This is a genomic window from Chryseobacterium sp. II3a (assembly GCF_057815135.1).
This window is the reverse complement of sequence record NZ_JBYPZJ010000009.1, coordinates 89,462-110,948: the sequence shown is the minus strand read 5'-3', so window position 1 is coordinate 110,948 and position 21,487 is coordinate 89,462. Positions and strand designations below refer to the sequence as shown.

Genomic DNA, 21,487 nt, shown 5'->3' with positions numbered 1-21,487 from the left:
ATTACTTAAGCTATTGTCAACGTTGTTTGTATATTAATATTTACAACCATTTTCGACAAGATTTATTCAACAAAAAAGCCCCTTAAAAAGGAGCTTTTATGTATATAAGATGCGGAAAATTAGATTCCGTCAATAATTTCATTTAAAACAGTGCTTGGTCTCATTGCAGCATACGTTTTATACGTATCTGTTTTGTAATACCCTTCAATATTTTGAGGTTTACCTTGAGCACCGATCAATTCAGCGTTGATTACTTCTTCGTTTTCCTTCATAGCAGCAGCAACCGGAGCGAACTGAGCAGCTAATTCAGCATCAGCAGTTTGGTTAGCTAAAGCTTCAGCCCAATACATTGCTAAATAAAAATGAGAACCTCTGTTATCAATCTGACCTACTTTTCTTGCAGGAGATTTATCAGTAGCTAAGAATTTAGCGTTAGCTTCATCCAATGCGTCTGCTAAAACCTGAGATTTTGTATTCCCTTGAGTTTGTGCTAAATGCTCTAAAGAAGCTTGTAATGCTAAGAATTCACCTAGAGAATCCCATCTTAAATATCCTTCTACTAAGAATTGCTCAACGTGTTTTGGCGCAGAACCTCCAGCTCCTGTTTCAAATAAACCTCCACCATTCATTAATGGAACAATAGAAAGCATTTTTGCAGAAGTACCAAGCTCAAGAATTGGGAAAAGGTCAGTTAAGTAATCTCTCAATACGTTTCCTGAAACAGAAATAGTATCTTTTCCTTCTCTTGCTCTTCTTAAAGTTTCAGTCATTGCATCTTTTACATCAAGAATTCTGATGTCAAGACCCGTAGTATCGTGATCAGCAAGATATTTTTCTACTTTTTTGATGATTTCTCTGTCGTGCGCTCTTCCTTTGTCTAACCAGAAAATAGCAGGAGTATCAGATAATCTTGATCTGTTTACCGCTAATTTTACCCAGTCCTGGATTGGAGCATCTTTAGTCTGGCACATTCTGAAGATATCACCAGCTTCAACTTTCTGAGAAAGAAGAACGTTTCCAGCTTCATCCTGAACTTCTACGGTTCCGTCAGCAGATAATTGGAAAGTTTTATCGTGAGAACCATATTCCTCAGCTTTTTGAGCCATTAGACCAACGTTTGGAACAGATCCCATAGTAGTTGGGTCTAGTTTTCCGTGCGCTTTCATATCATCAATTACAGACTGATAGAAACCTGCATAAGAACGGTCCGGGATGATACAAACTGTATCCTCTTCGTTTCCGTCTTTGTTCCACATTTTACCACCTCCTCTTACAAGAGCAGCCATAGATGCGTCTACAATAATGTCAGAAGGAACGTGGAAGTTAGTAATTCCTTTATCAGAATTTACCATGGCCACTCTTGGCCCTTCAGCTAAAGCTTTTTCAATATCAGCTTTAATGTCAGCTTCCTGAGCATTTCCTTTGATTTTTTCGAAAAGATCAGCAAGACCGTTATTTGGATTAATATCTAAAGATTTGAAAGTCTCAGCATATTTAGTGAATACCTCTTTGAAGAAAGTTTCTACGATAGCCCCGAAAATAATTGGGTCAGAAATTTTCATCATCGTAGCCTTAAGGTGGGCAGAAAGAAGTACATTTCTTTTCTTAGCCTCCTCAATCGCCTCCTGAACGAATGCTTTCAAAGCGTTAAGGTTCATCACAGAAGAATCAATTACTTCACCAGCCTGAAGACCTGCGAAGTCTTTCAATACTGTTTCTCCTTCATTTCCTTTGAATACGATTCTGTATTTTGTAGCGTTTTCTAATGTTGTAGAATTTTCTGTCCCGTAGAAATCACCATTGTTCATGTGAGCTACATCAGTTTTGCTGTCAGATGCCCAATCACCCATTCTGTGAGGATTAGCTTTTGCATAGTTTTTAACAGCTTTTGGAGCACGTCTGTCAGAGTTTCCTTCTCTTAATACTGGGTTTACAGCACTTCCTAAAACCTTTGCATATTTGGCTTTAATTGCTTTTTCCTCATCATTTTTAGGTTCTGCAGGATAATTTGGTACTGCGAAACCTTTTCCTTGTAATTCAGCAATAGCTGCATCCAACTGAGGAACAGAAGCAGAAATATTTGGTAATTTGATAATGTTAGCATCTGGTTGAGTAGCCAATTCTCCTAATTCTGCCAAAGCATCACCAATTTTTTGGTCATCCTTTAAAAACTCAGGGAAGTTAGCTAAGATTCTGCCTGCCAGGGAAATATCCGGAACAGCGATCTCGATATCTGCTGATTTAGTGAAAGCTTTTACAATCGGTAAAAACGAGTGGGTAGCCAGCATTGGTGCTTCATCCGTTAATGTGTAGTAAATTTTTGATTTTTCTGACATTATACTGTTATTTATTATTTGAAATTAAAGTCCCACAAATTTACTAAATATGATTGTTTTTTTAGGGAATTTTTAAATAAAAAAGAAGCAAAAAGTTCTTTTGATTTTTTATATCTGAACATTTGTGTATTCTCCGGTTCTGGTAAAACTGATATTAAATTCAACTTTAGTGTTTTTAAGATCTGAAGTAATGTTGGAAATCACTTAAAAAACTGATGGCCAGCTTACAGTATTTTTATTTTCACTTTAAGATTAATTTAACCTTAGATTACACAAAGAAAAATTCTTTTTTGATTAAATTTGAAAAACTAAAAAAATAAATATTATGTCAACGACAATCACTTTGAAAGGAAACGAAGTACACACAATAGGAGCATTACCAGCTGTAGGAACTACTGTTAAAGATTTTGCATTGGTTGATTCAGGATTAAATGTGAAGACCCTTGAAACTTTTGAAGGAAAAAAGAAAGTTTTTAACATTTTCCCAAGTATTGATACACCTACTTGTGCCGCTTCCAGTAGAAAATTTAATGAAGAAGCTTCAAAACTTGATAATACAGTTGTTATCAATGTTTCTAAAGATCTTCCGTTTGCATTAGGAAGATTCTGCGCAGCAGAAGGATTAGATAAAGTGGAGACCCTTTCAGATTTCAGAAGCAGCTTTGGTGATGATTATGAAGTAACCATTACAGATTCCCCATTAAAAGGCCTTCTAAGCCGTGCGGTAATTGTTACAGACGAGAACAATAAAGTGATTTATACGGAGCAGGTTTCAGAAATTGCTGACGAACCTAATTACGATGCAGCGCTTGCAGCATTAAACAATTAGTAAAAATAATCTTTGTAGAAAGCCTTGTGAAATCATTTTGCAAGGCTTTTTTTAAATCCAGAATACACAAAATATATGATGTCAGAACATTACGAGAAATATGGAGAACTTTTTCAGGTAGATCAAGAGCATTTTGATGAATTTTATGCCCTTCTTAAAGATACTCAGCTTTTAAAATCAGCTTTCTTTCGGAAGCAGGGTGACAAATGTAAATATTTAGGGTTTATCAAAAAAGGAACAATCAGATGTTTTTATATTAATGATCAGGGCAGAGAAATCAACTTCGGATTCTATTTTGAAAATGAATTTTTTACCGATTATGAAAGCATCCTTTGTGATACCGTATCCAATATGAATATTCAGGCGTTGGAAAATTGTGAGATCTTATTGTTAAGTAAAGAGCATTTGCAGGCATTATATCAGAAAGAAGCCTATTGGCAGAAATTTGGACGCGTAATGAGTGAGAAAATCTACCTGGATGCTAAAAAAAGAATTGATGATTTGATATGCCTTTCTCCGGAAAACAGGTATCTGAACCTTTTAAAAAAACAACCTCTTCTTTTTCAGAAAATAGCACAGAAACATATTGCCAGTTATCTAGGCATTACAGAACAATCATTAAGCAGAATCCGAAGTAGGATCGTAAATTAACTAAAGTTAACGTCCAAAGGTGTTTTAGGTTGTAGCTTTACCATATTAAAATTTAATTCTTAACATCATGGAACAAAAAGATTTAACCATTATTTTGGTACACGGAGCCTGGGGAGATGGTTCTCACTGGCAATACATTATTCCTTCTTTGGTAAAAGCAGGATATAAAGTAAGAAGCGTTCAGAACCCTCTTACTTCACTGCAAAACGATATTGATAAAACAAAAGATCTTATTGATGCCCAAGAAGGGAAAGTTCTTTTAGTAGGACATTCTTATGGTGGCGCTGTAATTTCAGGAGCCGGACACCATGATAAAGTAGCTGGATTAGTTTATATTGCTGCTTTTGCTCCTGATGCCGGCGATAGCTTAGGTTCTCTGCTAGGAAGAAGAGAATCTCCAGGTGGGGCTAGTATTTATCCTGATAATAAAGGCTTTTTATGGATTAAATATGATGAGTTTCAATCCGCCTTCTGTCAGGATCTGGATGATGAAAAAGCGCTAGTAATGGCATTGTCTCAAAAGCCTATCCATGGACAGTGTTTTGGAGATGTTGCAGGAGAACCGGCATGGAAAACAAAGCCAAGCTGGTACCAGATTTCATCTAACGACCGCATGATTCCGGCAGAAACGGAAAAAGAGATGGCAGAGCGTATGCAGCCTAAAAAAATAATTACATTAGATGCAGGACATGCTTCATTAGCTTCACATCCTGAAGAAGTTACGCAGCTTATTTTAGAGGCGGCATCTTCTCTTTAAAATATAAATTAATCATAAAGATTCACAAGGCTCTGGAAAATTTTAAGTATTTTCACAGGGCTTTTTTATGAATAAAAATTAAAATGGTAAAAAGAATTGTAGCCAATATAAAAACCAATAACCTTACTAAAGGAAACCTCTTTTATCAGGATATTTTAGAACTTGATATTCTGATGGATCATGGCTGGATCAAAACGCTTGGAACTGATGAAGAAGCAAAGGTTCAGATCAGTTTTGCAAAACAGGGAGGTAATGAGACTGAAGTTCCGGATTTGTCTATAGAAGTGGATAATGTAGATGAAGTTTATCATAAAATGAAGACAGCAGGTTTTAAGATTGTTTATGATATTACGAATGAAGATTGGGGTGTCAGAAGATTCTTTGTAAAAGATCCGTTTGGAAAAGTAATTAATATTTTATCCCATCAATAAGAATGTCGTTTAATTCAATAGGATCGGACTTTAGTCTGCTTTCATAAAAATAGAAATTATCATCTGGCTTTAGCCAAAACTTAAAAATTAACCGTTTCGATTTCAGAAATCTATACATCCCTGATTTATTATGAAAGCAGACCAAATTATCCCTGTACTCAGAATCTTTGATTACCAGAAAGCTCTTGAATTTTATGTTGACTGGCTAGGCTTTGAAATTGCCTGGGAACACCGTTTTGAAGAAAATATGCCTGCTTATATAGAAGTGAAAAAAGAAAATATTATTCTTCATCTGACAGAACATCATGGAGATGCAAGTCCTGGAAGCAGTGTTTTTATTTGGGGTGAAGGCGTTGCAGAATACCATAAAGAACTCATTGATAAAAACTACAAATACAACCGCCCCGGACTTGAAAAGACATTCTATGATGCTGTTTCTTTTACAGTACACGATCCTTTTGGGAATAAAATTATTTTCAATGAAAAGTTTGATGAAACAAAACATGGGGCTTTAAAGTTTGATGTAATTGAATAATCTTGTTCGATTAATATAATGTATTCATTTACAAAATTCATCCAATAATGGATCGTGTTAACAATCTCATTAATGAGTCAAATCATTAAAATGTAAGATTAATAATACTACCTTTACATTTTCAAAATAGAAATGAAACGTTCAGGAACAGCAGATTTACCCCTTCACTATGGCAAAGTACCGCCATGGCTGTATGAACGTATGTCTATTCTGGGCCTGTCTATTGTTGAAGCAATCCTGACAGATTATGGTAAAGATGAAGTACTTCGCAGATTAGCAGACCCGTTTTGGTTTCAAAGTTTTGGAGCCGTGATGGGGATGGATTGGCATTCTTCGGGAATAACCACTTCAGTAATGGGCGCTTTGAAGCGTTCTATTAACCCTAATTCCCAATCGCTGGGGCTTTATATCTGTGGGGGAAAAGGAAAGTTTTCCCGAGAAACTCCTTCAGAACTCATTCAAATTGCTGAAAAAACAGGATTAAACGGAACAGAACTGGTAAGAGCCAGTAAACTTTCTGCTAAGGTTGATAATACAGCCATTCAGGATGGTTACCAGCTTTACTTGCATAATTTTATCCTGTCAGACAATGGAAATTGGAGTGTCATTCAGCAGGGAATGCATGATTCTGATGGAACAGCAAGACGTTATCATTGGCATTCCGGCAATATAACCTCTTTTGTAGAAGAGCCTCATACGGGAATCAATGGGATCTCAAGAGGACGTATTCTCAACCTTACCGATTCTGAAGCCGCTGATAATAGAAAAGGTATTCTGGATATCTCGCATACGGATTCTATAGACGTCATGAAAGATTTTTCAAGGCTCATTCTCCCGGCTCATCATGATGTACAGGCTTCAGATGTGGATCTTAAGCGTCTGGGTGCCCTTTTGTATGTAACCCGTGAACAGCAGCCACAGAATTTTGAAGACTTATTGATGTTGGAAGGAGTTGGGCCTAGAACTATGCAGTCTCTAGCTCTGGTAAGTGAAGTAATACATGGAGCTCCATCAAGATTTAGTGATCCTGCAAGGTTTTCTTTTGCTCATGGAGGAAAAGACGGACATCCTTTTCCGGTTCCAATCAATGTCTATGATGAAAGTATCACGATCCTGAGAAAAGGAATTGAAAAATCAAAATTGGGAAATTCAGATAAATTAAATACCTTAAATAGACTTCATCAGATAGTGGCTACTGCTGAAAAAGATTTTACCCCGGATTTTGATATTCAGGAAGTCATTGAAGAAGAACGCCAGAACTCATGGCGCTTTGGTGGAAAAACAGTGATGGGTGATGCCCAGAAACCTACACCTCCTAAACCTATTCAGCTCTCTTTATTTTAAAGAAAAGTACAAGCCCAATTACTGAGAAATTCCATTTCAAATCTTAACTTTCCCTATAACAACGATCAATATGGGTATAACCATTCCTTTCCGCTTGAAGGGTGTCAAATCGAAGATTTGACGGGTGGTTTTTTCTGGTATTTAAACTCTTGTTTAATTATTTGATATTGCTAATTTATCTTAAATTCAGTGAAATATGAGGTGTTAAATCGTAATTAACTCATTTTGTTTAATAATAATTACCTTTAATCCAATTAAAAATTTTATTTTTAAAGTCTTAAAAAAATTGACCCAAATGACTCACAAATCTCTTGAAATATGCTATGATTTTCCGTTTTTTTTCCGGGAAGAACTTGACGAAATATTTCAGGCTCATGAAAAAACATCCTTTCAGAAGGGAGACTTTATTCTTGAGGAAGGAAAAATGGCCAATGAGTATTACATTTTGGATAGTGGATTGGCCCGCTCATTTGTCAATGATTTTAATGGAAATGAAGTAACTACTCATTTTTTTGTAGAGAATGAGGTGATTATTGAGGTTTTATCCATGTTTCAAAGAATTCCAACGCAGGAAAATATTATTTGTATCACAGACTGTGAATGCTGGAAACTAGATTATGATACCTTTCAGGAGTTATTCCACAAAATTCCAAACCTCAGAGAATGGGGAAGAGCCTGGATGTCTAAAGAGCTTTTCGATTATAAACAGCGTTCTGTAGAAATGTTTACTCTTTCAGCAACAAGAAGATATCTGAATTTGCTGGAACAGAAGCCTAAGGTCGTACAGTTTGCTCCTTTGAAGCAGATCGCATCTTATCTAGGTGTAACAGATACTTCCTTGAGCAGAATTCGTAAAGAATTGGTTTCGCATCCCAAGAAAATTTAAATCTTGCCTTATGACAAGTAGATTTTCATTACACCTTGGTAATTTTGGTTTAAAGTTTAACACCAAATTTATACAAAATGAAAATCAATCAGATCTATGTCAATTTACCTGTAAAAGACGTACAGAAAACCAGAGCATTCTGGACAACGCTAGGTTTTTCCATTAACGAGCAGTTTTCAGATGATAAAGCAGTGTGTGTAGTGATGAAAGAAGATCATATTTACACGATGTTTCTGAAAGAAGAATTTTTCCAAACCTTTACCAACAGACCTTTTGCCAAAGGAGATACCACCCAGGTGCTTCTGGCTATTGGAGTAGAAAGTAGAATGGAAGTAGATCAAATGGTAAAAACAGCCATTGAAAATGGAGGTTCCAAATACAGCGAGCCTATGGACCATGGTTGGATGTATCAAAGTGCCTTTGCGGATTTAAATGGGCATCAGTGGGAGGTAATGTATGCAGATGCCTCTCAGATCCCTTCTGAGTAATTTATTAATCCAAAATTCATATAAGGTATGGAAACAAAATCAAACGAGATAGAATTGGTGAAGCATCAGGTAGGAGTAACTTATAAAGTGATTCTTATTAATATTGAAGGAATTAACCATGAGGAATCAATGATCTTTCCTGACGGAGAAGCTAATTGTATGAATTGGGTCTTAGGACATCTGATCTATGTAAGAAACGGTTTGCTTAATATTCTGGGCGAAGAACCTATCTGGGATGGAGAAATATTTTCCGCATATAACAGGGGAGCTATTGCTTTAGAAAGGAAAGATGAGTTTGTCAATTTTGAAGAATTGAAGTCTTACCTGAAACAATCTCAGGAAAGACTGGATGAAAAGTTAGTACATCTTGAGCACTTCCGTTCAGAGCAGATTAATGATATCGCAACTCTTTGTTTCCACGAAAATTATCATAGCGGACAGCTTGGGTATATTCGTAGACTATTAGGGAAATCCGGAGGAATAAAATAAGAAAAGAACCGGATTAGCCTTAAAAATCTGCGTAATCTGTAAGATCTGCGAGAGATAATAGATTCCACCGTGCACTTCTGAACTTTGTTCGCAGACCTTCAATCTGTCCTATGAATGACAAAATCGCTTGATATTTTCAATTAATATATACAGAATACAATTTTATCGATGATAAAATCCTTACGCCTTACAACATAAGTGCTGTCAATAATTTTGCGACTTTGCGTTTTTCCAACTTTTTAATATCAAAAAAATAAAATAATGAACACACCAAAATCAAAAAAAATGGAGCTCATTATTCCGGCTTATAGAATGCATACCCAAAGCTTTGTGAATGTTTTGGATGGTATTTCGGAAGAAGATGCGCTCAAAAGAATTGAAAACAAAACCAATCATATTGTTTGGATGGCAGGAAACTTTGTGAATATGCGCTATGGTTTGGGAATGGTATTAGGTCTTCAGGATCAGGACCCTAATAATGACCTGTTCTTTCAGGGAAAAACATTGGATGAAAGTTATGCCTATCCCACATTAGCCAATTTGAAGAAAAACTTCCATGATATTTCTCCAAAGGTATATCAGAAGTTGTTTGAAGTAACAGACGAAGAATTGGATGAGATCTTCGAAATAGGGATGAATATTTCTTTCATTAAAGAAACTAAACTCAATTTTGCAGGAATGTGCATTGGCCGTGAAGACTATCTCAGTGGGCAAATTGGTTTGATGCGAAGAATTTTAGACTATCCGGGAATGAAGTATGATGTAGATGAAAACCTTACTTATTAATGATGAGCCCTGTAGAAAAAGGATATAAGCGAGTTAACGGAATTCAGTTGTATTATGAGATCTACGGTTCCGGAAATCCTCTGGTTTTGATTCATGGAGGCGGATCCTCTATGTTATATGACTTCAAAGAGGTCATTGCAAGGCTGGAAAACAAGTTTCAACTTATTGGAATAGATCTTCAGAATCATGGGAGAAGTGAACATCGTGATATTCCTGAAACATTTGAGCAGGATGCTGATGATGTAGCTGCACTTTTAGCAGAACTGAACATTCATCAAGCTTCATTTTTTGGCTTCAGCAATGGGGGGAATACCGTAATGCAGATTGGATATCGTCATCCCAAAATTGTAGAAAAGCTGATCGTTGCTTCAGCATTTTATAAAAGAAACGGAATGATGGATGGTTTTTTTGAAATGATGGAAGATGCTACCTTTGATTCGATGCCGGAACCTTTTAAAATCAATTTTTTGAATCTCAATCCGGATTTTTCCAAGCTGGAAAACCTATTTGAAAAGGATAGTAAAAGAATGCAGGCTTTTATTGACTGGGATGATGAGGTGTTGAGGTCTATCCAATCACCTACTTTGTTTATTAGTGGAGACCAAGATGTGATGAAGCCTGAGCATACCGTAGCGATGTGGCGGCTGGTAGAACATTCACAGCTGATGATCCTTCCTGTAGGACATGGAACTTATATGATGGCTGACTTTGATGGCAGCTTCAATGAAAATCTAGTCAACTTTACAATTAAAGAAGTAGAAAATTTTTTAAACAAATAAAGTCACAGATTACATTCAAATTTTTTCACATCAGGATGTGATGTCATTTGTGAAATTATGAGTGTCATTTGTGCTTAAATAAAATAATACATAATATTTTAAAATTAGAAATCATGGCAAAATTAAATCCGTACTTAAATTTCGATGGAAAAGCTGAAGAAGCTTTCAATTTTTACAAATCAGTTTTTGGAGGTGAATTTGTAGGAGAAGTTCACAAAATGGGAAATGCTCCAGGTACTGAAAACCTTTCAGAAGAAGAAAAAAACAGAGTGATGCATATTGCATTACCAATCGGAGGTGATCTTTTAATGGCATCTGATATTGTTCCGAGCTTTGGACAGAAATTAAATGTAGGGAATAATAATTACGTTTCTATTTTCCCAGAGTCAAGAGAAGAAGCAGACAGACTTTTCAAAGGTCTTTCTGAAGGCGGAAACGTAGAAATGCCTATTGAAGACCAGTTTTGGGGCGACTATTTTGGAAGTTTTCAGGATAAATATGGTGTTCACTGGATGGTAAATTATAATGAAGAATACGGGAAATAATCTTATATTTAACTAATTATAAAAAGAGGTGCCCGTCTTCGGGCAGCTCTTTTGTGTAAACATCAAAAAAATAGAACTATGGATCCAATTAAAATAGACATTACCATTTTAGCCCCAGTAGAAAAAGTTTGGAATTACTTCAATGAACCTAAACATATTACCAAATGGAATTTTGCCCATGAAAGCTGGCATTGTCCAAGTTCTGAAAATGACCTGAAAGTAGGAGGCAGATTTAAAAACAAAATGGAAGCAAAAGATAAAAGCTTTGCATTCGATTTTGAAGGGGTATACGATGAAGTTACTCCCCATGAACTTATAAAATACCACATGGAAGATGGACGTAAGGTAGAGGTTATTTTTGATAAGATCGATGAGAATACCACAAAGGTCATTGAGATTTTTGATCCTGAGAAACAAAATTCTGTGGAAATGCAGCGAGATGGCTGGTATGCTATTCTCAATAATTTCCATAAGTATGTTGAGAATCATTAAAAATATTTTTTGTAGCCATGATCAATTTAGTTATCATGTCAAAGAGTTTGAATTCCATTTATGCGGTGAGCTATGATCCGGAAGATGATTTTCTTCTGGGAGTCATTGCTGTACCCGCAAGAAGAGCCTTGAAAAAGGAAAAAATAGATTCTTTGGAAAAGCTGTCAGATTATTCTGAAAAAGAAATTCTACAGCTGCATGGTTTCGGAAAAAATACGATGATGAAGCTGAAAGATCATATGAAGGAGCATCAAATGTGTTTTAAAGAAACATAAAAGTAAAAAGACTTGATTTTATCGTGTCGTTGCAATTAGATGAAAGTAATTTTCTTTGAATGTAGGGACATTATATCTCTTTTGCTTTATGTTTGTCTTTAGCACATTTTAATTTGTTAACTTTTAACTAATGATCTGTCTCGTTTGCTCAATCCGGAGATAAAAAACAAACAACTTATTTGTCATTCTGAATGAAGCAGCGTGTAATGAAGAATCTCAACACAAAAAATATTTCAGAATCTACTATGAATAAATTGTCTGTAGAACCAATTCAATCACCAAGAAAAGTCAATACAAACTCAACCTTAAAAATTTAAACTTATGAATAACGATATTTTCCCATGTCTCTGGTATGACGGAGACGCTAAACAATCTGCCGAATTTTACTGTAAAGTTTTTGGGGGTGAGATAACTGCAGATACCCCGGTTGTCATGAATATTGATCTCTTTGGTCAAAGGATAATGTTGCTTAACGGCGGACCACAATTTAAAAAGAATCCTTCCATTTCTTTTACTGTACTTTGTGAAACAGAAGATGAAGTTCAGAAATACTGGGACCAGTTGGTAGATGGCGGGATAGCTTTAATGGAGCTTAATTCCTATTCTTGGAGTACAAAATACGGATGGGTACAAGATAAATATGGGGTAACCTGGCAGTTGTTTTTTGGAGAAAAAGCAGGTAGTCAAAAGATCGTTCCTACTTTGATGTTCATTCATGAAAATAATGGTAAAGCTAAAGAAGCTATGGAATTGTATACCAAAACCTTCCCTGATTCAAAGATGGGTGATATTCTAACCTACGGACAAGGAGGAGAAGGGCATAGTATACAGGAGCCGGCTGAAAATGTGCAGCATGCGCAAATGACCATTGGAAATTATACTTTATACTGCATGGATAATTCTTATGATCATCAGTTTGATTTCAATGAAGGAATTTCAATGGTAATCATGACGGATGACCAACAGCAAACCGACACGTACTGGAACGCACTTACTTTAAATGGTGGCAGAGAAAGTATGTGTGGCTGGCTAAAGGATAAATATGGTTTGAGCTGGCAAATTGTTCCTAAAAGATTGATACAGCTAATGAATGATCCTAATCAGGAAAAAGCTTATAAAGTGGTACAAGCTATGATGAAAATGCAGAAAATTATTATACAGGATTTGGAAGACGCTTATAATTCATAAATATATTTCGGCTTGCTGTTTGATGTTATTTAGATAAAAAGGTTTGCTTATGAAAACACAGAACAAATCACAATCTAAATCAAAAGTCCCTAAAGAAGGGCTGTTTCCGGAAATTATCCGGAATGATTATCAGGGAAGCCGGAAGTTATGGAACAAGAAAGCTGTTATTTCCGGAGGAGACAGTGGAATAGGGCAGGCAGTAGCCGTTCATTTTGCCAGGGAAGGTGCAGATGTTGCTATTATTTATAAGGAAAGTGACAATGATGCTAAAGAAACCAAACGATTGGTAGTAAAAGAAGGCCGCAAATGCCTTTTGATTAAAGGTGATCTTACCCGGAAAATATTTAGAGATAAATGTACAGATAAGATTAGAGAAGCTTGGAAGAGTATTGATATTCTGGTAAATAATGCAGGAATCCATACTTCTAAAAATAGTCTGGAAAAAATTTCAGATGAGCAGATTAAAGAAACCTTTGATACCAATATCATTTCTATGATTTCTTTTACCCGAAATTTTCTTCCGCTGATGAAAAAAGGAGGCCGCATTATTTGTACAACTTCGGTTACGGCGTATCGGGGAAGCGATCATTTAATTGATTATGCAGCTACTAAAGGAGCCATCTTATCCTTTATCCGTTCATTGGCAGATAATCTTGCTAAAAAAGAAATTTTGGTCAATGGAGTAGCGCCTGGACCTATATGGACTCCACTTGTAAAAGAAGCATTTGATGATCTTTCAACCTTTGGAAAGGATACTCCGTTAAAACGTGCAGGGCAGCCATCAGAAGTAGCTCCCGCTTATGTTTTTCTTGCCTCTAAAGATGCCAGTTATATCACAGGAGAAGTAATTCATATCAATGGTGGAGATTTTGTCGGAGGCTAAAAATGATCACATAGCCCCTCCTTTTATATTTTGAAGTTCTCTAAAAAAACTCAAACATACCACTTAATAAATAAAAAAATATGGAACAATTATCATATGAAATAGAAATCAATGCAGAACCTGAAAAAGTATGGAGCGTCCTTTGGAGTGAAATTACTTACAGACAATGGACTACTGCTTTTACAGAAGGCTCTTTTTATGAAGGTGTATTAGAAGAAAATAACATTGTTAAATTCCTGGACCCCAAAAACAATGGAATGTACAGCAGGGTTATGAAAGTGATTCCCAATGAGGAAATAACATTCTTACATTTAGGAGAAATTTATGAAGGAATTGAAGTAGCCCAGGAATGGGGTGATGCAACAGAAGCCTACTTCCTTGAAGAAAATGATGAAGGGACTTTATTGAGAACAGTAATTAATACTCCAGCTGAGTTTAAATCTTTTTTTGAAGAAAAATTTCCAAAAGCAATGAATATTGTTAAACACCTTTCGGAAAATCAGCTGTAAAAAATACCCATTTAAAAAGATAACCAATCACAAAAATATAAAATATGGAAACCTTATCGTATGAAACAATAATAGAAGCTCCCTTACAAAAAGTATGGGATATTCTCTGGGGACCTGAAACTTACGGTCAATGGACACAATACTTTGGGGCCGGATCTTCTGTCATGAAATCTGATTGGCAGGTTGGCGGAAAAACCTATTTTCTTAATGAAAAAGGAGATGGAATGGTTTCTACCATAGACAGCCTGGATGAGCCTCATCAAATCGTTTTTAAACACTTGGGAATGACTGAAAATGGAGTAGAAGATACACAAAGCAAAGAAGTAATGGAATGGAGCGGCTGTTTTGAAAAATACTTCCTGACTGATTTTGATGGAAAAACCAAGCTTCATACCGAAGTTCAGGTAGACAGTGAATGGCGGGATCATATGGATACCGGATTTACGAAAGGTCTGATGGTTGTAAAAAGTTTGGCAGAGGGAGTTAACCGGAGTGAAGTGTAGAAAGGAAGAATGATTCGAAATTTGGAGGTTTAAATAAAATCTTGTAAAGTTTTTAGCACCCCATTGCGTATTTCTTCTTATTGTTTATTTTCTAACTATTCAACAAACTATGAAGTTATTAGTTATTCTATTCGGTACATTTATATTGGCTTTATTGGGAACTATGCTATTTCAGGGAAAGCCGGATCTTTTATTTTCTGGAAATCTTGGAATGGCGGTCTTTATTATATTTACAGGATTCTCCCATTTTAAATTTCAAAAAGGAATGGCCATGATGATTCCTGATTTTATCCCTGCTAAAATGTTTTGGGTATATGGCACAGGCTTTCTGGAAATTGCTGCCGGAATAGGGCTGATGATTCCTGCCATCCGTGAAATGACTGCCATTTTACTGATTGTTTTTTATATATTGGTTTTTGTAGCCAATGTTCATTCATCTCAAAAGAAGATTAATATTTTTAAAGCAGATTATACCGGCCCGGGAATGCAATACCTTTATACCCAAAGAATTCCCATGCAGATTATTTTAATAGTATGGACCTGGTATTTCGGAATCTATTTACATTAATAAAGATAAGCAGCCTTTCGGGGCTGTTTTTTTATTTAAAACGATCAAAATAAATGTTAAATATTGTAACGTTTTGAGTTTTGAGTTGTCTTATTAATAAAGAATCTGATTTTTTATTGATTAAAATATTGAGGACTCTGTTTTTAATTTTAAAACGTAAGTTATGAATCTAAATTCCAAAATTTTCGGTACAGCTTATATCGTACTTTCTGCTATTATGATCAATGCTCAAAATACAGCAAATAAACTTCCGGGAGATCCCACCCTTCCATCTACCAAAGCCAATCTTGAAAAACTGGTGTCCTACGACAAAGGAAATTTCACATACAAAGTGGAAGATTATTTTGCAAGGCCAAAAGCTTCTGTATTTAAAATTTCTCCTGACGGGAAATACCTTTCTTATAAAGAAAAAGATAAGGACCGTAAAAATCATGTATATGTTAAAGAACTGAATACAGGGAAAATTACCAAAGCCATTGTTGAAAAGGATGATCTGATAAAAGCATATGGCTGGCTAAATAAGAGCCGTTTATTCTATACTCAGGATAAGGGAGGAAATGAGAATATCCACTTGTATGCTGCGAATGTAGACGGAACTAATCTTAAAGATTTAACCCCATTTGACGGAATTACTTTAGGTGAGATTATTCCCATAAAAGATACTGATTTTGTTGTGGTGACAATGAATAAAAACAATAAGCAGATCTTTGAACCTTATAAAATCAATTTTGTAACAGGAGAAATGACCCAACTTTATGAAAATAAAGATGTTAATAGTCCTATCGACGGTTATCTTTTTGATAAAGAAGGTAATTTAAGAGGCTATAATGTTCTTGAAAACGGATTGACCACTAAAACTTATTACAAAGATTTGCAGACAGGAAAATTCAACCTGTTGAAATCTGCGGACTGGTCGGATACTTTTAGTATTATTGAGTTTAACGATAATTCTAAGAATAAAGATGAGGCTTATGTAGTGACCAATCTGGATAGCGATAAGACAAGAATTGTTTTATATGATCTGAAAAAAAATGTAGTCATTAAAGAAGTATATGCTAATCCCATATTTGATGTAAGTTCGATAAGCCTGGCTGGTAAGAACAGAAACTACGAACTGGATTACATCAGCTATGAAGGTTTGAAAGGAGAAACAGTCCCGGTAAGTAAATTTTATAAAGAAGTTGATGAGAAATTAAAAGCACAGTTTGGAGATAAAGAATTTAGTGTTGTTTCCTCTGATGATAATGATGATAAGCTCTTGGTTGTAGTAGGAAGTGACAAATTATACGGAACTTACTACGAGTATGATACCAAAACCAAACAGACAAAACTTCTTTACAATCTTATGCCACAGCTGAAAGAGGAAGATATGGCTGAAATGAAGCCTATTGAATTCAAAAGCAGGGATGGATTAACCATTCGTGGATATATTACATTACCTAAAGCAGCTTTGGAAGGTAAAAAGGTTCCTTTGATTGTAAATCCTCATGGTGGTCCTCAGGGAGTGAGAGATCATTGGGGATTCAATCCGGAAGCTCAATTGTTTGCGAGCAGAGGGTATGCAACTCTTCAAGTGAATTTCAGAATTTCAGGAGGATATGGAAAAGAATTCCAGAAAGCAGGATATAAGCAGATCGGAAGAAAAGCCATGGATGATGTGGAAGATGGAGTGAAATATGCGATCAGCCAAGGTTGGATAGACAAAGATAAAATTGCAATTTATGGAGGAAGTCATGGAGGATATGCTACTTTAATGGGATTAATAAAAACACCAGATCTATATGCATGTGGAGTAGATTACGTAGGTGTATCTAACATTTTTACCTTCTTTGCTTCTTTCCCGGAATACTGGAAGCCTTATAAAGAAATGGTAAAACAGATCTGGTATGACCTGGATAATCCGGAAGAAGCTAAAATCGCCAAAGAAGTATCACCTGTATTTCAGATTGATAAAATCAAGAAACCTTTATTTGTAGTACAGGGAGCCAATGATCCTAGAGTAAACATTAATGAGTCTGATCAGATTGTAAAAGCAATGCGTGCTAAAGGTTTTGAAGTACCTTATATGGTAAAATATGATGAAGGACACGGATTCGGAAAAGAACCTAATAGAATTGAACTGTATAAAGCGATGCTGGGATTCTTTGCTGAGAATTTCAATAAAAAATAAACCGGCAATTTTTATAATTTTGGAAACGGAGGATGTAAGGTCTTCCGTTTCTTTTTGTTATTACGAACGAATTATTCTCTATGAAATTTAAATGTAGAGGTTGGAAATCACAAAGACGCAAGATTATTGATAGACTTTGTGTTTTATAGCGCAAGGATTTTATCTGCGATAAAATTGAATGATGCATATATTTGTCTCGCAGATCTCACAGATTTCGCAGATTTTTAATTCATAGTTTTTTCCTAAAGAGTTTGTATTATAGTAAAAGCTATTGTTCCATAGATTAATTAATAAGATAACCATTTTTGTCATTCAGCGCAAAGAGTGAAGTTCTGCGAACAAAGTTCAGAAGAGTAGTGTAGAATTTAATTTTTTCCTTCATATTTCATTGTTAGCCTCAATCATCTGCCTGATCTGCTCAATCAGCGAGATAAATAAAAAACCAACAGCTTCTTTGCTTCTTTGTCATTCTGAATGAAGCGAAGCAGAATGAAGAACTTCAATAATAACTTCTCGCAGATTTCTAGATGATACAAAAAAAGATGAAATGAAAATCCGATGAATACAGGAAAAGTTGAATTGTAAGAAAAATATTTTAAATTTATTAAAGTAAAACCAAAAGGATAGCCGTCATAGCAATATGGAGGTTGTCGAAAAAATAACAATGCCACAGAAGGATAAAGAAAGTATCATCTCACAGACCGTTTCGAGCTACGGAGGGAAGCTGATGTCTTATATTCGTCCCAAAGTGAAAAATACGGAGGATGCGGAAGATATTCTGCAGGAAGTGTGGTATCAGTTCAGCAGCATTACCAATCTTTCCGAAATTGTGAATATTGGAGGTTGGCTGTACAGAGTAACGGCGAATAAAATTACAGACCGTTATCGTAAAAAGAAAACAGAAAATCTGGAAGATTTCGTCTATGAAGATGAAGACGGAAGCTTTTCCATCAAGGATATTTTATTGATGGACGAAAGTGCCGGGCCTGAAGTAAAGATGTTTCAGGATGAGATCTGGAAAAAACTATTTGAAGCGCTTGATGAACTTCCCGAAAAGCAAAGGATGGTCTACGTAGAAAATGAACTCAACGACAAAACCCTCCAGGAGATCGCCGATGAACAAGGGGAAAACATCAAAACCATCATCAGTAGAAAAAACTATGCTGTAAAGCATCTGAGAAACAGATTGAGAAGATTATACGAAGATTTAAAAAGTTAGAAAAAGAAATTATGAATCATAAACACAAAAAGGGCTGGATTTTTTTATTGCTATGTCCACCATTAATTCTCCTAGCCGTTACCTGGATCGTAATGTCGCTGTGGAATTGTCTTCTTCCCGAAATTTTAGGGGTAAAATCCATTACATTCTGGCAGGCGATGGGGATACTGATCTTAAGTAAAATTCTTTTCGGAGGTTTCCATTTTGGTAAAGGAATGAGAGATTTCAAGGAGCGAAAAATGAGAGAAAAAATGGAAGGTTTATCGCCCGAAGAAAAAGAAAAATTTAAAGAAGCCTGGAGAAACAGATGCTCTGGAGGATTCTTTAACAGAAATAACGAATAATTTGAAAATTTTAAAGAAGTAGTAAAGTAAAATTAAAATTCATTCGTCTCTATAAAAAACAAGAAGTAGTAAAATTTAAAATTTTGAAAAAATGAAAAATTCAGCATTAAAAGGAGCTCTTGGAGCCCTAGCCGTTGTGGGGGTTGCCCTAATTGCTAAAAAAGCAGCACAAAGAAAAAGATTTATCAGAGGTATTTTTGATGAGTATGGAATCAAAGAAAAATCTCCTTTCGGATTAGCCGATAAGATCAGAGAAATGAATGATGAAGACTATCAGGAACTGAAAGGAAAATTCAAAAAAGAATTCAGCTCAAGATGCTGTAAAAAGGATAATACCTGCGAAGCATAAAAAGTAAATAACTAAATTGAAATTGTTTAATTCGGGCTCGGGGAAGCAAAGCTTCCCGAGCCCGAATTTTTTTATTTTAAAACCAATCAAACCATTAAACAGAATTTAAGAATGTTTTGGCAGTGAATGTATTGATTAAAGACTAAATTTGTTTTCTTTTTATTAATATTATACTATAATGACACTGAAGAATATTTTCATTACTATCCTCACTCTTTTTTCTATGACAGCTTATGGGCAGAAATCTGAATTGAAGCAGAAGCAATATATTTTCTTCCTGCACAACAAATTTCTGGAGGACCATTCAGCAGATGAAGCACATCCTAAATATGGTATTGTAGAATATGAAAAAGTCCTACACCAGTTGAAAGACAGTAGTAATGTTATTCTTTTTGAGAAAAGAAAACCTAATACTGATCCCGCAGGATATGCTCTAAAAATAAAGAAACAGATTGATCGTCTGATTAAAAAGGGAGTTAGAGCTGAAAATATTACAGTGGTAGGAACATCTCAAGGCGGTTATATTGCGCAATATATTTCCTGGTATGAAAAAAATCCGGAATTGAAATTTGTTTTTATTGGTGCTAGTTTTAAAGATGATTCTTTAGAAAAAGACCCGAATTTCAAATTGTATGGAAGAATACTTTCCATTACAGAAAAGTCAGATGATGGCCACGTTCCTCTATCGCAGGAGCAGCGATTTATCAGATCAAATATTAAAGATTTTAAAGAGATTGAACTTAATACAGGATTGAATCACGGTTTTTTATTTAAAGCCCTTGATGAATGGATTATCCCAACAAAAGGCTGGATTTATGGTAAGTAATTTATATTTAAGATATGAAAAAGGCATCACATATTCTTAAAGCATAAGTAAACCCAATCAATTTCAGAAATGCATATTCATTTTTTTCGCCACGAATGCACGGGTAAAATTCTATATTATGGCATTTTTTTTAAAACGACATAGAAGCATAGATTAAACATCAATAAAATTACTCTTACATTAATGGCGATTTAAATATATATAACAGTGTCCAATTTTATCGCAGATAAAATTTTTGCGCCTTAAAACATACAGCTTCTGAAAAATCTTGCGTCCTTGCGTTTTTTTTTCCAACAATTAGATTATGCTTTAAAGTTGACGCTACTTTGACCCTAAACACAAAGCAAAAAGAAAAATAAATCCTTATTTTTGTATTGCTCAATGAAAGATTACTACTATTTTCTCGGTATATCCCAGGATGCTTCAGAAGAAGACATCAAAAAAGCGTATCGCAAGCTCTCTCTGAAATACCATCCCGATAAAAATGATAATGATGATTTTTTTGCAGACCGCTTTCGTGAAATTCAGGAAGCTTATGAAACATTGAGTGAGCCTTCAAGGAGGAAAGCTTATGACCAGAACTTAGAAAGTCATCAGCGAAGTTTCAGATATAATATTCCGCCTGTTATTAAAACTTTTACTGCCAATAAAATTCATGCGAAAAAAGGAGAAGAGATTATTATCAGCTGGCAGACCAGTAATGCTGACGTTGTAAAGGTTTTGCCTTTCGGACTTGAAAAACCTTATGGAGAAAGGATCTTTAAGATCACAGAATTTAAAGACGGAAAATTCCAGCTATTGCTTCATGCAACCAATTCATTATTACATAAAACCGTAGTGCAGGGAATTACGATTACTGAGGTTTTTGAGAATGATACAGATCAATTCAAAAATACAGTGGATGAAATGTTTAAGCCACAGCCCAGAACGGTGATAAATAAATCAGGTCAGCCTAAAATTGTAATGCTGTTTTGGGGTGTTATTATACTTGCAGTTGCTTTATATTTTCTGATAAAGGAATTCTTTTAAGCCATTTTCTTCCTTCCAGGACACTTTTTACATCTTTTTCCTTTCTTGAATTTTTTGCAGCAAGATTTCTTTTCACAAAACATCTCTTCGTTGTTGAATGAGTACACAGGTGCCAAAGGCGGAACTTTAAATGGGACAATCATATTCATGCTGCAAATATATTAATTTAGAATAAATATAATTAATAAAATTTCATAAAATTCTTAAAACCTGATGAATAGCAGTTTGAGCGTTTTTTTGCAAAGTGGAATGTTTTGAAATGGTACTATATTAAAG

26 protein-coding genes are annotated in these 21,487 nt (G+C 35.2%); 25 read left to right on the top strand and 1 reads right to left on the bottom strand.

The annotated features are described in order from the left end of the window. Positions 1-119: 119 nt before the first annotated feature. Entirely contained in the window at positions 120-2,336 is a 2,217-nt protein-coding gene (locus AC3HD6_RS19105) for an NADP-dependent isocitrate dehydrogenase (RefSeq protein ID WP_488897781.1), read from the bottom strand. Positions 2,337-2,661: 325 nt separating this feature from the next. On the opposite strand from AC3HD6_RS19105, the gene tpx reads away from it, so the two are divergent. The 25 genes from tpx (at position 2,662) to AC3HD6_RS18980 (ending at position 21,211) form a co-directional block, all read left to right on the top strand. Next, positions 2,662-3,165 carry a thiol peroxidase gene (gene tpx, locus AC3HD6_RS19100; protein ID WP_488897780.1) on the top strand — a complete coding sequence of 168 codons (504 nt, stop codon included), beginning with the start codon at positions 2,662-2,664 and terminating at the stop codon, positions 3,163-3,165. A gap of 75 nt (positions 3,166-3,240) precedes the next feature. Next, positions 3,241-3,816: a Crp/Fnr family transcriptional regulator gene (locus AC3HD6_RS19095; RefSeq protein WP_488897779.1), complete on the top strand. Its 576-nt coding sequence runs from the start codon at positions 3,241-3,243 to the stop codon at positions 3,814-3,816. A 67-nt stretch (positions 3,817-3,883) separates the two neighbouring features. Next, entirely contained in the window at positions 3,884-4,573 is a 690-nt protein-coding gene (locus AC3HD6_RS19090; RefSeq protein ID WP_488897778.1) for an alpha/beta hydrolase, read from the top strand. Between the two features lie 83 nt (positions 4,574-4,656). Beyond that, entirely contained in the window at positions 4,657-5,004 is a 348-nt protein-coding gene (locus tag AC3HD6_RS19085; RefSeq protein WP_488897777.1) for a VOC family protein, read from the top strand. A gap of 130 nt (positions 5,005-5,134) precedes the next feature. Then, positions 5,135-5,539 carry a glyoxalase superfamily protein gene (locus tag AC3HD6_RS19080; protein WP_488897776.1) on the top strand — a complete coding sequence of 135 codons (405 nt, stop codon included), beginning with the start codon at positions 5,135-5,137 and terminating at the stop codon, positions 5,537-5,539. Positions 5,540-5,671: 132 nt separating this feature from the next. After that, positions 5,672-6,883, top strand: a complete 1,212-nt coding sequence (locus tag AC3HD6_RS19075; protein WP_488897775.1) for a DUF763 domain-containing protein — start codon at positions 5,672-5,674, stop codon at positions 6,881-6,883. A 295-nt stretch (positions 6,884-7,178) separates the two neighbouring features. After that, positions 7,179-7,769, top strand: coding sequence for a Crp/Fnr family transcriptional regulator (locus AC3HD6_RS19070; protein ID WP_068943737.1), 591 nt, complete (start codon positions 7,179-7,181; stop codon positions 7,767-7,769). 77 nt (positions 7,770-7,846) lie between these two features. Then, on the top strand, positions 7,847-8,257 hold the full coding sequence (locus tag AC3HD6_RS19065) for a VOC family protein (protein ID WP_488897774.1): 411 nt from the start codon (positions 7,847-7,849) through the stop codon (positions 8,255-8,257). Positions 8,258-8,284: 27 nt separating this feature from the next. After that, positions 8,285-8,746 (top strand): hypothetical protein, encoded by a 462-nt coding sequence (locus AC3HD6_RS19060; protein ID WP_488897773.1) that lies wholly within the window; start codon positions 8,285-8,287, stop codon positions 8,744-8,746. Positions 8,747-9,007: 261 nt separating this feature from the next. Then, positions 9,008-9,532, top strand: a complete 525-nt coding sequence (locus tag AC3HD6_RS19055) for a DinB family protein (protein ID WP_488897772.1) — start codon at positions 9,008-9,010, stop codon at positions 9,530-9,532. After that, the gene (locus AC3HD6_RS19050; protein WP_488897771.1) at positions 9,532-10,311 is read left to right on the top strand and encodes an alpha/beta fold hydrolase; all 780 of its coding nucleotides are present in this window, start codon (positions 9,532-9,534) and stop codon (positions 10,309-10,311) included. The genes AC3HD6_RS19055 and AC3HD6_RS19050 overlap by 1 nt, the downstream gene beginning before the upstream one ends. Positions 10,312-10,424: 113 nt before the next feature. Further along, a complete protein-coding gene (locus AC3HD6_RS19045; protein ID WP_488897770.1) occupies positions 10,425-10,856 on the top strand; it encodes a VOC family protein in 432 nt (143 codons plus the stop codon). 78 nt (positions 10,857-10,934) lie between these two features. Further along, the gene (locus tag AC3HD6_RS19040; protein ID WP_488897769.1) at positions 10,935-11,348 is read left to right on the top strand and encodes an SRPBCC family protein; all 414 of its coding nucleotides are present in this window, start codon (positions 10,935-10,937) and stop codon (positions 11,346-11,348) included. 35 nt (positions 11,349-11,383) lie between these two features. Further along, entirely contained in the window at positions 11,384-11,623 is a 240-nt protein-coding gene (locus tag AC3HD6_RS19035; RefSeq protein WP_488897768.1) for a helix-hairpin-helix domain-containing protein, read from the top strand. Positions 11,624-11,944: 321 nt separating this feature from the next. After that, the gene (locus tag AC3HD6_RS19030) at positions 11,945-12,811 is read left to right on the top strand and encodes a VOC family protein (RefSeq protein WP_488897767.1); all 867 of its coding nucleotides are present in this window, start codon (positions 11,945-11,947) and stop codon (positions 12,809-12,811) included. A gap of 49 nt (positions 12,812-12,860) precedes the next feature. Then, entirely contained in the window at positions 12,861-13,694 is an 834-nt protein-coding gene (locus AC3HD6_RS19025) for an SDR family oxidoreductase (RefSeq protein WP_488897766.1), read from the top strand. Positions 13,695-13,774: 80 nt separating this feature from the next. Continuing rightward, positions 13,775-14,203 (top strand): SRPBCC family protein, encoded by a 429-nt coding sequence (locus tag AC3HD6_RS19020; protein ID WP_488897765.1) that lies wholly within the window; start codon positions 13,775-13,777, stop codon positions 14,201-14,203. A gap of 44 nt (positions 14,204-14,247) precedes the next feature. Beyond that, positions 14,248-14,706: an SRPBCC family protein gene (locus tag AC3HD6_RS19015; RefSeq protein WP_488897764.1), complete on the top strand. Its 459-nt coding sequence runs from the start codon at positions 14,248-14,250 to the stop codon at positions 14,704-14,706. 109 nt (positions 14,707-14,815) lie between these two features. Beyond that, the gene (locus AC3HD6_RS19010) at positions 14,816-15,274 is read left to right on the top strand and encodes a DoxX family protein (protein ID WP_488897763.1); all 459 of its coding nucleotides are present in this window, start codon (positions 14,816-14,818) and stop codon (positions 15,272-15,274) included. A 163-nt stretch (positions 15,275-15,437) separates the two neighbouring features. After that, on the top strand, positions 15,438-17,444 hold the full coding sequence (locus AC3HD6_RS19005; RefSeq protein WP_488897762.1) for a S9 family peptidase: 2,007 nt from the start codon (positions 15,438-15,440) through the stop codon (positions 17,442-17,444). A gap of 664 nt (positions 17,445-18,108) precedes the next feature. Beyond that, positions 18,109-18,663, top strand: a complete 555-nt coding sequence (locus AC3HD6_RS19000) for an RNA polymerase sigma factor (RefSeq protein ID WP_488897761.1) — start codon at positions 18,109-18,111, stop codon at positions 18,661-18,663. Positions 18,664-18,674: 11 nt separating this feature from the next. Then, the gene (locus AC3HD6_RS18995; protein ID WP_068943722.1) at positions 18,675-19,007 is read left to right on the top strand and encodes a hypothetical protein; all 333 of its coding nucleotides are present in this window, start codon (positions 18,675-18,677) and stop codon (positions 19,005-19,007) included. A gap of 91 nt (positions 19,008-19,098) precedes the next feature. After that, positions 19,099-19,356, top strand: a complete 258-nt coding sequence (locus tag AC3HD6_RS18990) for a hypothetical protein (protein WP_068943721.1) — start codon at positions 19,099-19,101, stop codon at positions 19,354-19,356. Between the two features lie 178 nt (positions 19,357-19,534). Beyond that, entirely contained in the window at positions 19,535-20,182 is a 648-nt protein-coding gene (locus AC3HD6_RS18985; protein WP_488897760.1) for an alpha/beta hydrolase, read from the top strand. A gap of 381 nt (positions 20,183-20,563) precedes the next feature. Next, positions 20,564-21,211 (top strand): J domain-containing protein, encoded by a 648-nt coding sequence (locus AC3HD6_RS18980; protein ID WP_488897759.1) that lies wholly within the window; start codon positions 20,564-20,566, stop codon positions 21,209-21,211. Positions 21,212-21,487: the final 276 nt, after the last annotated feature.

Bases quoted from the DNA above. Each gene is read 5' to 3' on its own strand.
- AC3HD6_RS19085 (WP_488897777.1), top strand. From the start codon at position 4,657: ATGGTAAAAAGAATTGTAGCCAATATAAAAACCAATAACCTTACTAAA.
- AC3HD6_RS19055 (WP_488897772.1), top strand. From the start codon at position 9,008: ATGAACACACCAAAATCAAAAAAAATGGAGCTCATTATTCCGGCTTAT.
- AC3HD6_RS19070 (WP_068943737.1), top strand. From the start codon at position 7,179: ATGACTCACAAATCTCTTGAAATATGCTATGATTTTCCGTTTTTTTTC.
- AC3HD6_RS19005 (WP_488897762.1), top strand. From the start codon at position 15,438: ATGAATCTAAATTCCAAAATTTTCGGTACAGCTTATATCGTACTTTCT.
- AC3HD6_RS19065 (WP_488897774.1), top strand. From the start codon at position 7,847: ATGAAAATCAATCAGATCTATGTCAATTTACCTGTAAAAGACGTACAG.
- AC3HD6_RS19025 (WP_488897766.1), top strand. From the start codon at position 12,861: ATGAAAACACAGAACAAATCACAATCTAAATCAAAAGTCCCTAAAGAA.
- AC3HD6_RS19080 (WP_488897776.1), top strand. From the start codon at position 5,135: ATGAAAGCAGACCAAATTATCCCTGTACTCAGAATCTTTGATTACCAG.
- AC3HD6_RS19060 (WP_488897773.1), top strand. From the start codon at position 8,285: ATGGAAACAAAATCAAACGAGATAGAATTGGTGAAGCATCAGGTAGGA.
- AC3HD6_RS19105 (WP_488897781.1), bottom strand. From the start codon at position 2,336: ATGTCAGAAAAATCAAAAATTTACTACACATTAACGGATGAAGCACCA.
- AC3HD6_RS19015 (WP_488897764.1), top strand. From the start codon at position 14,248: ATGGAAACCTTATCGTATGAAACAATAATAGAAGCTCCCTTACAAAAA.
- AC3HD6_RS19035 (WP_488897768.1), top strand. From the start codon at position 11,384: ATGTCAAAGAGTTTGAATTCCATTTATGCGGTGAGCTATGATCCGGAA.
- AC3HD6_RS18995 (WP_068943722.1), top strand. From the start codon at position 18,675: ATGAATCATAAACACAAAAAGGGCTGGATTTTTTTATTGCTATGTCCA.
- AC3HD6_RS19090 (WP_488897778.1), top strand. From the start codon at position 3,884: ATGGAACAAAAAGATTTAACCATTATTTTGGTACACGGAGCCTGGGGA.
- tpx (WP_488897780.1), top strand. From the start codon at position 2,662: ATGTCAACGACAATCACTTTGAAAGGAAACGAAGTACACACAATAGGA.
- AC3HD6_RS19045 (WP_488897770.1), top strand. From the start codon at position 10,425: ATGGCAAAATTAAATCCGTACTTAAATTTCGATGGAAAAGCTGAAGAA.
- AC3HD6_RS19020 (WP_488897765.1), top strand. From the start codon at position 13,775: ATGGAACAATTATCATATGAAATAGAAATCAATGCAGAACCTGAAAAA.
- AC3HD6_RS19095 (WP_488897779.1), top strand. From the start codon at position 3,241: ATGATGTCAGAACATTACGAGAAATATGGAGAACTTTTTCAGGTAGAT.
- AC3HD6_RS19000 (WP_488897761.1), top strand. From the start codon at position 18,109: ATGCCACAGAAGGATAAAGAAAGTATCATCTCACAGACCGTTTCGAGC.
- AC3HD6_RS19010 (WP_488897763.1), top strand. From the start codon at position 14,816: ATGAAGTTATTAGTTATTCTATTCGGTACATTTATATTGGCTTTATTG.
- AC3HD6_RS19030 (WP_488897767.1), top strand. From the start codon at position 11,945: ATGAATAACGATATTTTCCCATGTCTCTGGTATGACGGAGACGCTAAA.
- AC3HD6_RS18990 (WP_068943721.1), top strand. From the start codon at position 19,099: ATGAAAAATTCAGCATTAAAAGGAGCTCTTGGAGCCCTAGCCGTTGTG.
- AC3HD6_RS18985 (WP_488897760.1), top strand. From the start codon at position 19,535: ATGACACTGAAGAATATTTTCATTACTATCCTCACTCTTTTTTCTATG.
- AC3HD6_RS19040 (WP_488897769.1), top strand. From the start codon at position 10,935: ATGGATCCAATTAAAATAGACATTACCATTTTAGCCCCAGTAGAAAAA.
- AC3HD6_RS19050 (WP_488897771.1), top strand. From the start codon at position 9,532: ATGATGAGCCCTGTAGAAAAAGGATATAAGCGAGTTAACGGAATTCAG.
- AC3HD6_RS18980 (WP_488897759.1), top strand. From the start codon at position 20,564: ATGAAAGATTACTACTATTTTCTCGGTATATCCCAGGATGCTTCAGAA.
- AC3HD6_RS19075 (WP_488897775.1), top strand. From the start codon at position 5,672: ATGAAACGTTCAGGAACAGCAGATTTACCCCTTCACTATGGCAAAGTA.